Source organism: Grimontia sp. AD028 (assembly GCF_000973155.1).
GTDB classification, from domain to species: domain Bacteria; phylum Pseudomonadota; class Gammaproteobacteria; order Enterobacterales; family Vibrionaceae; genus Enterovibrio; species Enterovibrio indicus.
In genome coordinates this window covers 30,060-42,347 of the sequence record NZ_LASY01000018.1, presented here as the reverse complement: position 1 = coordinate 42,347, position 12,288 = coordinate 30,060, and the positions used below count along the sequence as shown (strand labels likewise).

The following is a 12,288-nucleotide window of genomic DNA, read 5'->3' as shown; positions in this document are numbered from 1 at the left end:
CCACTCCTTTCGACCTCTCCTTTAGACATCAGGTCAAGAAAAATTTATTTTTTCTTCAAATTACTGGTAAGTCACTTATATTAAAGGGAAAAATAGCCATTAGCCCATGGTGAACCTATCAACAGAATCTGTGGATAACTAGGTGAATTAGTTGGGCGGCAAAAAATATAAAGTTATGATTTTAATGATATAAAAACCCCCTCGTGGTCGATTTGTGAATGGCTGTTTGGCTGTGAATGAGGTTTGTTACAGTCTTATTAAACTCAAAGATAGAAATTGTTTTAAAACTGACCGATATTCTTTCGCATTCGGGGGAAGATCGAACGAAAAATCAGACTGGGTTACCCAGTCTGGTTTGCTGCCTTTAAAGAGACTCGATAAGGTCATCGACCCCATTCTCATTGGCATCTTGTCCGCCAAGTGCGTCCCGCGCATCCAGCCTTCCGTCCCGATAGGTATCAAAACCTGCGAAATCGGAGCTGTCGATATCGAAGTTTGTGCCATCGTTACCGGGGTTAAGGCTCTCTAAATCGATGAAGTCTGCAATGCCATCATTATCGCTGTCCGGCAGGCTTGCGACAGTGGCACCAGGATCGAAGTTATCCACCTTAAAGTTGTTGTCTACATCTTCAAAGCCAGCTTCAACGACGTCTGGAATGGCATCGTTGTCACTGTCCAAATCTAAGTCATTGGGAATACCATCATTGTCCGAGTCAGCGACAAACTGCGCTCCAGGTAAGGGAGAGAGTAGGAAGCGACTGATTTCAACGGTACCGCTGTAGAAGCTGGAATCTACGTAAAAGTCAGGGGTCTCTCCTTCAAATACGTGGGTTCGCAGCAGTTCGTTGTTTCGGAAATACGCAATGACACGATCGGCTACTTGAATGGAAAGGGTATCCCCAATCGCAATACCGCCAAATGAGCCTTTTGAAGCGCCACTCTCATAGATGTTGAGCGTGCTTCCAACAATGTAAAACGCATAATCAATATCTTGATAGCTGGCGGAAGTTTCATCTCTACCCAAACCTATCATGTTGTACGTGCCAAGACTGTCGACCAGAAAACTTAGCTGATAGTGCGAGCGGAAGCCGTACTTAGAAAAACGTTTAGAGTTTGCTTGGGACTGCCAATAGCCGCCGTTGCCAACCAAGGTTCCTTGGCTAAAGTTTGCATTGCCAGTAAGCACAGGCCAATCCGTTACGCTGGCGTTGATGTTTGATTCCAGATTGTTGGCGATACCGTCGTTGTCCCTATCCATATCACGATTATTCCCGACACCATCACCATCGGTATCTGTGGTTTCAGAGGCATCCGTTGGGAAGGCATCGCTGTTATCACCCACACCGTCGCCATCCGAATCCGTAGTTTCGTTCGGATCGAACGGGAAGGCATCGTAGATATCTAACGTGCCGTCATTATCGTCGTCATCGTCATTCGGATTAGAGAGTCCATCCCCGTCCGCGTCTTCCGCGCGGTCATCGACACCGTTACCGTTCATATCGTTACCGCCGAGCTCATCATTGGCATCGAGCTTACCGTCGCCGTTCGAATCGAAGGCAGCAAAGTCGTAGCCATGCATGTCGTAGGCGGTGCCGTCATTGGCGGCGTTGTGGCTTTCCAGATCCAGATAATCAGGAATGCCATCGCCGTCAGAATCTGGGGCAGGGTTCACTGAGCCCTGAAGGTTGCTGGCGTCAACTTGAAGGTTTCCATCGGTATCAACCAGACCCGCTTCAATCACATCCGGGATGGTGTCATTGTCAGAGTCCAAATCGAGGTCGTTGGTGACACCATCGTTATCTGCGTCCTTAGAAGCGCTTGAGCCTGAGAGCGGAGTAAGTTCAATGCCAGACAGTTGAATTGCCCCGCTGTAGAAGCTGGTATCAAGGTAGAAGTCAGGCGTATCTCCACTGTAATTAACTGAACGGACAAGTGCGCCATTGCGATAGTACACAATGGTGCCGTCATTCACTTCCAGCGTTAGGTCGTCACCCACAGCGACAGAGCCAAAGCTGCCCCGGTAGGCGCCACTTTCGTAGATGTAGAGGGTTGTGCCTGCGATATAGAAGGCATAATCAATATCGGTATAGCTTGCTGAGCTTTCGACACTGCCAAGTCCAAACATGTTGTAGGTGCCAAGCGCATCAACATGGAAGTTCAGACGGTAGTTATCCGTGAAGCCATAGCTGGAGAAACGGGCTGAGTTCGCCTGATAGCTCCAGCTTCCGCCGTTGGCTGAGAGGACACCGTTAGAGAAGCTGGCTCCGTAAAGTACAGGCCAGTCAACGATATCTGCCTGAGTGCGGGATTCCAGCTCATCGGAGAGACCATCATTGTCTTTGTCGACATCGCTGTTGTCACCGACACCATCGCCATCGGAATCCGTGGTTTCAGACGCGTCATTCGGGAAAGCATCGGCGTTATCACCAACACCGTCTCCGTCTGAGTCAGCGGTCTCGGTGGCATCACTAGGGAAAGCGTCAGTGTTGTCGCCTACACCATCCCCATCGGTGTCTGTGGTTTCAGAGGCATCCGTTGGGAAGGCATCAATGTTATCGCCGACACCATCGCCATCTGAATCGGTATCTTCATTCGGGTCGAATGGGAAGGCGTCGTAAACGTCTAAGGTGCCATCGTTATCGTCGTCATCGTCATTCGGGTTAGAGAGTCCATCCCCGTCAGCGTCTTCCGCGCGGTCATCGACACCGTTGCCGTTCACATCGTTACCGCCGAGCTCATCATTGGCATCGAGCTTGCCGTCACCGTTGGAGTCAAACGCAGCAAAGTCATAGCCGTGCATGTCGAAGGCCGTGCCATCGTTTTCAGCATTCTGGCTTTCCAAATCAAGGTAATCCGGAATGCCATCGCCGTCTGAATCTGGGGCTGGGTTCACTGAGCCCTGAAGATTGATGGCGTCAACTTGAAGGTTTCCGTCGGCATCAACCAGACCCGCTTCAATCACATCCGGGATGGTGTCATTGTCAGAGTCCAAATCGAGGTCGTTGGTGACACCATCGTTATCTGCGTCCTTAGAAGCGCCTGAGCCTGAGAGCGGAGTAAGTTCAATGCCAGACAGTTGAATTGCCCCGCTGTAGAAGCTGGTATCGACATAGAAATCCGGTGTTGAACCGCTGTAATTTACCGACCGAACCAGCGAGCCGTTGCGATAATAGGCAAGGGTACCGTTATTCACTTCCAGCGCCAGATCATCACCCGCTACGACCGTGCCAAAGCTGCCGATATACGCGCCACTTTCGTAGATGTAGAGGGTTGTGCCTGCGATATAGAAGGCGTAATCAATATCGGTATAGCTCGCTGAGCTTTCAGTATTGCCCAGCCCGAACATGTTGTAGGTACCAAGAGCATCAACATGGAAGTTCAGACGGTAGTTATCGGTGAAGCCATAGCTGGAGAAACGGGCTGAGTTCGCTTGATAGCTCCAGTTTCCGCCGTTGGCAGACAGAACACCGTTAGAGAAGCTTGCTCCGTAAAGCACGGGCCAGTCAACGATATCTGCCTGAGTGCGGGATTCCAGCTCATCTGAAAGGCCATCATTGTCTTTGTCGATATCACTGTTGTCACCAACACCATCGCCATCGGAATCCGTGGTTTCAGACGCGTCATTCGGGAAAGCATCAGCATTATCACCAACACCGTCTCCGTCTGAGTCAGCGGTCTCGGTGGCATCGTCTGGGAAGGCGTCACTGTTGTCGCCGATACCATCACCATCGGTGTCTGTGGTTTCAGTAGCATCCGTTGGGAAGGCATCACTGTTATCGCCAACGCCGTCACCATCCGAATCTGTGGTTTCGTTCGGATCGAATGGGAAGGCATCGTAGATATCTAACGTGCCGTCGTTATCGTCGTCATCGTCGTTCGGATTTGAGAGTCCATCGCCGTCCGCGTCTTCCGCGCGGTCATCGACGCCGTTGCCATTAACGTCGCTGCCGCCGAGCTCATCGTTACTGTCGAGTTTTCCGTCCCCATTCGAATCGAAGGCAGCAAAGTCGTAGCCATGCATGTCGAAGGCCGTGCCATCGTTTTCTGGGTTTTGACTTTCCAGGTCGAGGTAATCAGGAATACCGTCGCCGTCTGAATCCGGGGCAGGGTCGACAGTGCCTTGCAGATTTACTGAGTCGACTTTGAGATCGCCATCAGCATCAGTTAATCCGGCTTCAATCACGTCTGGGATGGTGTCGTTATCAGAGTCCAGATCGACGTCATTGTTGACGCCATCCTGATCGGCGTCAGCGGATACACCGCTACCGGACATTGGCGTGAGGCTAATATTGCTTAGGCGAATTGCGCCATTGTAGAAGCTTGAATCAACGTAGAAGTCCGGTGTTTCTCCGCTGTAGCTTACTGTGCGGATTTCTTCACCGTTACGGAGATAACGGATCGTGCCGTTGTTCACCTCCAATGAAAGCGTATCGCCGGTAGCGACACTGTTCGCGCCAAAGTTGCCACGGTATGAACCGCTCTCGTAGATATAGAGCGTGGTGTTCACAATGTAGAAGGCGTAATCAATATCAGGGTAATTTGCGCTGCTTTCAGCATTACCCAAGCCAAACATATTGTTGGTGCCCAGTGACTCAACGGTGAAATTCAGACGATAATTATCGCGGTAGCCGTACTCAGAGAAACGTACTGAGTTCGCCTGATAGCGCCAAGTACCGCCATTGGCAGAGAGTTCACCATTGGAGAAACTCGCCCCATAAAGCACGGGCCAATCAACAATGTCAGCTTTGGTGCGCAGCTCTAACTCGTCCGCAAGACCGTCGTTGTCACGATCGATATCCGAATTGTCACCCACACCATCGCCATCGGAATCTGTGGTTTCAGACGCATCATTCGGAAAGGCATCGGCATTGTCACCAATACCGTCTCCGTCTGAGTCAGCGGTCTCGGTGGCATCGTCTGGGAAGGCGTCACTGTTGTCGCCGATACCATCACCATCGGTGTCTGTGGTTTCAGTCGCATCCGTTGGGAAGGCATCACTGTTATCGCCAACGCCGTCACCATCCGAATCTGTGGTTTCGTTCGGATCGAACGGGAAGGCATCGTAGATATCTAACGTGCCGTCGTTATCGTCATCATCGTCGTTCGGGTTGGAAATACCATCCCCGTCTGCGTCTTCTGCACGATCGTCCACGCCGTTACCGTTTACATCGTTACCACCAAGTTCATCGTTGCTGTCGAGTTTTCCGTCCCCGTTAGTATCGAAGGCAGCGAAGTCGTAGCCGTGCATGTCGTAAGCGGTGCCGTCATTGGCAGCGTTGTGGCTTTCCAGATCCAGATAATCGGGGATGCCGTCGCCGTCAGAATCCGGAGCAGGGTTGACGGAAGCTTGTTGGTCAATCGAGTCGACGGTTAAATCGCCGTCAGCATCAACCAGACCTGCTTCAATCACATCCGGGATGGTGTCATTGTCGGAATCCAGATCTACGTCGTTATTGATGCCATCGCCGTCTGCATCGGAGTTAATTCCCCCACCAGACGGTGGTGTCAGGCTGATGCCGCTCAGTTGGATTGCGCCGTTATAGAAGCTCGAATCAACATAAAAGTCCGGTGTTGTGCCGCTGTAGTCAACTGCACGGATTTCATTGCCGTTGCGCAAGTACCTGATGGTGCCGTTACTCACCTCCAGAGACAAGGTGTCCCCAACCGCAACACTGCCGCTTCCAAAATTGCCTCTGTAGGTACCACTTTCATAGATGTAGAGAGTGGTGTTGACGATATAAAAGGCGTAATCAATATCGGTATAGCTTGCCGAGCTTTCAGTGTTGCCCAGTCCGAACATGTTATTGCTGCCGAGGGCTTCCACCGTGAAGTTCAGGCGGTAGTTGTCATTAAAACCATAGCTGGAGAAACGGGCCGAGTTCGCCTGATAGCTCCAACTTCCGCCGTTAGCAGACAGAACACCGTTTGAGAAGCTGGCTCCGTAAAGCACAGGCCAGTCAACGATATCTGCCTGAGTGCGTGATTCCAATTCATCGGAGAGGCCATCATTGTCTTTGTCGATATCACTGTTATCACCAACACCATCGCCATCGGAATCCGTGGTCTCTGAAGCATCATTCGGGAAAGCATCGGCGTTATCACCCACACCATCGCCGTCTGAGTCAGTGGTCTCGGTGGCATCATCAGGGAAGGCGTCACTGTTGTCGCCCACGCCGTCACCATCGGAATCTTTGGTTTCAGTCGCATCCGCTGGGAAGGCATCACTGTTATCGCCGACACCGTCGCCGTCGGAATCTGTGGTTTCATTCGGATCGAACGGGAAGGCATCGTAGATATCTAACGTGCCGTCGTTATCGTCGTCATCGTCGTTCGGGTTCGACAGTCCATCCCCGTCAGCATCTTCGGCCCGATCATCGACACCGTTGCCGTTCACATCGTTGCCGCCGAGCTCATCATTGCCATCGAGTTTACCGTCGCCATTAGAATCGAAGGCAGCAAAGTCATAGCCATGCATGTCGAAGGCCGTGCCATCGTTTTCTGGGTTTTGACTTTCCAGATCGAGGTAATCAGGAATACCGTCACCGTCTGAATCCGGGGCAGGGTCGACAGAGCCTTGCAGATTTACTGAGTCGACTTTCAGATCGCCGTCCGCATCAGCTAATCCGGCTTCAATGACATCAGGAATCGTGTCGTTGTCGGAATCGAGGTCAATATCGTTGTTGACGCCATCCTGATCGGCGTCAGTGGATACACTGCTACCGGACATTGACGTGAGGCTAATATTGCTCAGGCGAATCGCGCCATTGTAGAAGCTTGAATCAACGTAGAAGTCCGGTGTTTCTCCACTGTAAGTCACCACACGGATTTCTTCACCGTTACGGAGGTAGCGGATATTGCCGTTGTTAACTTCCAATGAAAGCGTATCGCCAGTAGCGACACTGTTAGCGCCAAAGTTGCCACGGTATGAACCGCTCTCGTAGATATAGAGCGTGGTGTTCACGATGTAGAAGGCGTAATCAATGTCAGGGTAATTTGCGCTGCTTTCAGCATTACCCAAGCCAAACATATTGTTGCTGCCCAGTGACTCAACCGTGAAATTCAGACGATAATTATCGCGGTAGCCGTATTCAGAGAAACGTACTGAGTTCGCCTGATAGCTCCAGCTTCCGCCATTGGCTGAGAGGACACCGTTAGAGAAGCTGGCTCCGTAAAGCACAGGCCAGTCAACGATATCTGCCTGAGTGCGGGATTCCAGCTCATCTGAAAGGCCATCATTGTCTTTGTCGATATCACTGTTGTCGCCAACACCATCGCCATCGGAATCCGTGGTTTCAGAGGCATCGTTGGGGAAGGCATCGGCATTGTCGCCCACGCCATCACCGTCAGTGTCCGAGGTCTCTGACGCATCTTGTGGGAAGGCATCCGAATTATCGCCCACACCGTCGCCATCAGTGTCTTTGGTTTCCGTGGCATCTGTTGGGAAGGCATCTGTGTTATCGCCGACGCCATCGCCATCCGAATCGGTGTCTTCATTCGGGTCGAATGGGAAGGCGTCGTTAACGTCTAAGGTGCCGTCGTTATCGTCGTCATCGTCATTCGGGTTGGAAATCCCATCACCGTCTGCATCTTCCGCCCGATCATCGACACCGTTGCTGTTCACATCATTGCCGCCGAGCTCATCATTGCCATCGAGTTTGCCGTCGCCGTTGGAATCGAAGGCAGCAAAGTCGTAGCCATGCATATCGAAGGCCGTACCATCGTTTTCTGGGTTTTGGCTTTCCAGATCGAGGTAATCAGGAATGCCGTCACCGTCTGAATCCGGGGCAGGGTCGACAGTGCCTTGCAGATCGACGGAATCGACTTTCAGGTCGCCATCAGCATCGGCTAAACCGGCTTCAATCACATCAGGGATAGTGTCGTTGTCGGAATCGAGGTCAATATCGTTATTAATGCCGTCATCGTCTTTATCGATAGCAAAGCCAGCACCTGAAAGTGGCGAAAGCTCAATACCTGATAGGCGGATAGCGCCACTGTAGAAGCTGGTATCAAGGTAGAAATCAGGCGTATTGCCACTGTAGTTGACTGAACGAACGAGGGTGCCATTGCGATAGTAAACAATGGTGCCGTTATTCACTTCCAGTGTTAGGTCGTCACCCACAGCGACAGAGCCAAAGCTGCCTCTGTAGGCGCCACTTTCGTAGATATAAAGCGTTGAACCTGCGATATAGAAGGCGTAATCAATGTCGGTATAGCTTGCTGAACCCTCAACGTTGCCCAAGCCGAACATGTTGTAAGTGCCAAGGGCATCGACATGGAAGCTCAGTTTGTATTGGTCTGTGAAACCATAGCTGGAGAAGCGGTTTGAGTTGGCCTGATAACCCCAGCTTCCACCATTGGCGGTGAGTACTCCGTCAGTGAAAGCGGCATTGCCAGTCAGAACAGGCCAATCAACGACAGGTGCGCTGGTGCGGGCTTCCAGCTCATCGGAAAGGCCATCATTGTCTTTGTCGATATCACTGTTATCACCCACGCCGTCGCCGTCAGAATCTGTGGTTTCAGTGGCATCTTCCGGGAAGACATCAGCATTATCGCCTACGCCGTCACCGTCGGTATCTGTGGTCTCAGACGCGTCTTCAGGGAAGGCATCAGCGTTATCACCGACGCCATCACCATCCGTATCTTTGGTTTCAGTGGCATCTGTCGGGAAGGCATCACTGTTGTCACCCACACCGTCACCATCCGAATCTGTGGTTTCATTCGGATCGAACGGGAAGGCATCATAGATATCTAACGTACCGTCATTATCGTCATCATCGTCGTTCGGATTAGAGATCCCATCGCCGTCCGCGTCTTCCGCGCGGTCATCGACACCGTTGCCGTTCACATCGTTGCCGCCGAGCTCATCATTGCTATCTAGTTTACCGTCGCCGTTGGAATCGAACGCAGCAAAATCATAGCCATGCATATCGAAGGCCGTGCCATCGTTTTCTGGGTTTTGGCTTTCCAAATCGAGGAAGTCTGGAATGCCATCATTATCAGTGTCTGGGGCAGGGTTGACAGAAGCTTGCTGATCAATCGAGTCGACGGTTAAATCGCCGTCAGTATCAGCCAGACCCGCTTCAATCACATCTGGGATGGTGTCATTGTCGGAATCCAGATCCACATCGTTGGTTATTCCATCGTTATCTGCATCCGAAGAAACGCCTGAGCCCGAGAGTGGCGTAATCTCAATACCAGATAGCTGAATTGCACCACTATAGAAGCTGGTATCGACATAGAAATCCGGTGTTGAACCGCTGTAATTTACCGACCGAACCAGCGAGCCATTGCGATAGTAAACAATGGTGCCGTCATTCACTTCCAGCGCCAGATCATCACCCGCTGCGACCGTGCCAAAGCTGCCGATATACGCGCCGCTTTCGTAGATGTAGAGGGTCGTGCCTGCGATATAGAAGGCGTAATCAATATCGGTATAGCTCGCTGAGCTTTCAGTATTGCCCAACCCGAACATGTTGTAGGTACCAAGAGCATCAACATGGAAGTTCAGACGGTAGTTATCCGTGAAGCCATAGTTGGAGAAACGGGCTGAGTTCGCCTGATAGCTCCAGCTTCCGCCGTTGGCTGAGAGAACACCGTTTGAGAAGCTGGCTCCGTAAAGCACAGGCCAGTCAACGATATCTGCCTGAGTGCGGGATTCCAGTTCATCGGAGAGACCATCATTGTCTTTGTCGATATCGCTGTTGTCACCAACGCCATCACCATCGGAGTCTTTCGATTCGTTGGGGTCAGATGGAAATTCGTCGCTGTTGTCGCCGACACCATCACCATCAGAGTCCGTGGTTTCCGTTGCATCCAGTGGGAAGGCGTCGTTTTCGTCTAGAACGCCGTCATTGTCATCGTCATCATCTTGAGAGTTACCAATACCATCGCCATCAGTGTCGTATTGTTCATTAGGATCAAGTGGGCGCCAGTCTTCATCGTCGTTAACACCGTCGCCATCATCATCGTTGTCGGCGTTATTCCCAATGCCATCGCCGTCTGTGTCTACTGACTCTGTTGCATCTTTCGGGAAAGCATCTTCCTCATCTGGAACCCCATCATTGTCATCGTCGGTGTCGACATCATCGAAAATGCCATCACCATCTGTGTCTGTGGTGACGGATTCAACGAGGGTTTTCATATCCAGAATACCGCCTGTGACTGTTAAACCAGACCAGGCTGAAACAGGGCGGGCGGTGTCCATCACCAGCTGTTTAATTTCGCGATAAGTCATGCTTGGGTCTAACGCCCAAGCCAGTGCGACGGCGCCCGTGACCACAGGGGTGGCCTGAGACGTGCCGCTGAACCCGGAATAGCCACCGGAGGAATTTGCCGTGTTAAATTCGGTGGGCGCTGCAATATCAACACTCACTGCACCGTAATTGGAATAGCTGATACGACCTTCACTTTGGTTAGATGCAGCAATACTCAGGATATTTTCGTTGTCGTAAGAGGCAGGGTAGACAGGGCTGTTATCGATATTGCTATTGAAATTGTGGGAAGCGATAACCATGAGGTGGTCATCTTCTGCGATTTGACCAATTACATCTTTGAACGCCTGACTGTAATCGCCACTGATACCCCAGCTATGGTTAGAAATGCGGGATCCTTTCTCTGTGGCATACAACAAAGAAGCCATGGCATCGGATACCGCAGCAGAAAAGCTCAATGGGCCACCAGTGTCCATTAACTGGCATTTCCAGGCACTGCCGACATAGCCAATCCCGTTGTTCCCTTCGCCACAAATGGTACCTGCCACAGGCGTACCGTGACTGCCAAATACCTGATTGGTTCTGCCATTTATGTCATCAACGATGCCATTTCCGTCATCATCGACGCCATTGCCGGCTATTTCATCTGGATTTACCCAGAAGTTGTTCCGTAAATCCTCATGAGTTCGCAAAATGCCTTGGTCATAAACGGCGACAGGTCCGATGGCTGTCGCATCAGTCGTCGTTTCCCAAGCTTCATAAGCGCGCAGTTGATTGAGCCACCATGCAGTACCATTGCTGATCCCTGCATTTGATTCGTTGGGTGCCAGGGCCCACTCAATCAGGTAATCAGGCTCCGCAAAAGCCACGTTAGCGTGAGCATTTGATGCTTCGAGTGCTTGGGTAAACGTCAGCTCTTTGGGGATCTCGTATACATGAACCGCTGTGGATGGGTTAGCTGGGTCAATACTGCGTAGATGGGAAAAACCTATGTCTTCCAGCGCGGTTAAAGGCTCCGCACTCTCAGTGATTCGAACGGTCAGCACATCGGGTACATGCTTTGATTCAACCATTCGCGCAAAAGTCGGCAACAGAATGGGGTTACGTCCCTGGCTGACATGATAGCTTTCAAATTTTATCCAGCCCGGGGTTCTGGGTTGTGCTAGGTGAATCGCAATCTGATTGCGCCAATATTCGCTATCTGGATAGTTTCGCAATGCCTCTTGCAGCCAAGGTCTTTCCGCATTGATAGGATATTCCACCCCATTCCCAGCGAGACTTTGTTCAAATGGAATTCTTGGAATTGTTGAGTCTGCGTTTGCTAGTGAAATAGGTGATGATGGCGTTTTGAAGGATTCTAAACCATCGAAAAGATAAGCGTTGCCATTGAGTGCAGGCTTGCTGAGATCATTTATCGCAAGAGCGGTAAGTAAGCAAAAGGCAATGGCAGAGAGTGATACTGCCGTTTTTGTTATTACTTTCCTGAAGAGGGGGCGAAATTTCTGGTCAGTGTCTGTATGGCTATTTTTCTTTTCCACAGTAGATACCTTTTGCAAGTAATAGCTAATTGATAATTAGTTAGTTTTTGCTCTTTTGTGACCCGGTTCGATCCATTGTAGGTATGAATTTATAATTAATTAGTGATGAAATTATCCTAGTGCTAGAGATTAATTTTACCGTGTAGCAGTTTTACGACTTGGCCTGTTTATATTTTTATTTGGGGGGTGTATCTTTAGTAAGTGCTTAATTAATGTTTTTAGTTTTGGTTCTGCTAATGCTTAACAATTATTAGATGTGCTAAAGGTGTCTGAATTTTGTTTTTGTCTTTATGTGAAGATTTATATTATTGAGGTTCGCGATATTATCTAATTACCACAATGTCTATCAATGAATTAAAGTGCATATTGGCGGGATGTGTAGTAAATGTGCAAATGGAGTGAGATCATACAAAAGTATTAGTTCAAAAATCTGATGAAAAGTTGAGTTCTGACGTTTGGCCTCATGTGAGGGACTTCTGGTTAATGTGTCTTGTTGCACATGGCATGCTGTGTAACTTATTGATGTAAAATTGAATGAG

1 protein-coding gene is annotated in these 12,288 nt (G+C 50.3%); it reads right to left on the bottom strand.

The window, feature by feature from the left end:
* Nucleotides 1-364: 364 nt before the first annotated feature.
* Nucleotides 365-11,749: a S8 family serine peptidase gene (locus RN22_RS04660; protein ID WP_046303298.1), complete on the bottom strand. Its 11,385-nt coding sequence runs from the start codon at nt 11,747-11,749 to the stop codon at nt 365-367.
* Nucleotides 11,750-12,288: the final 539 nt, after the last annotated feature.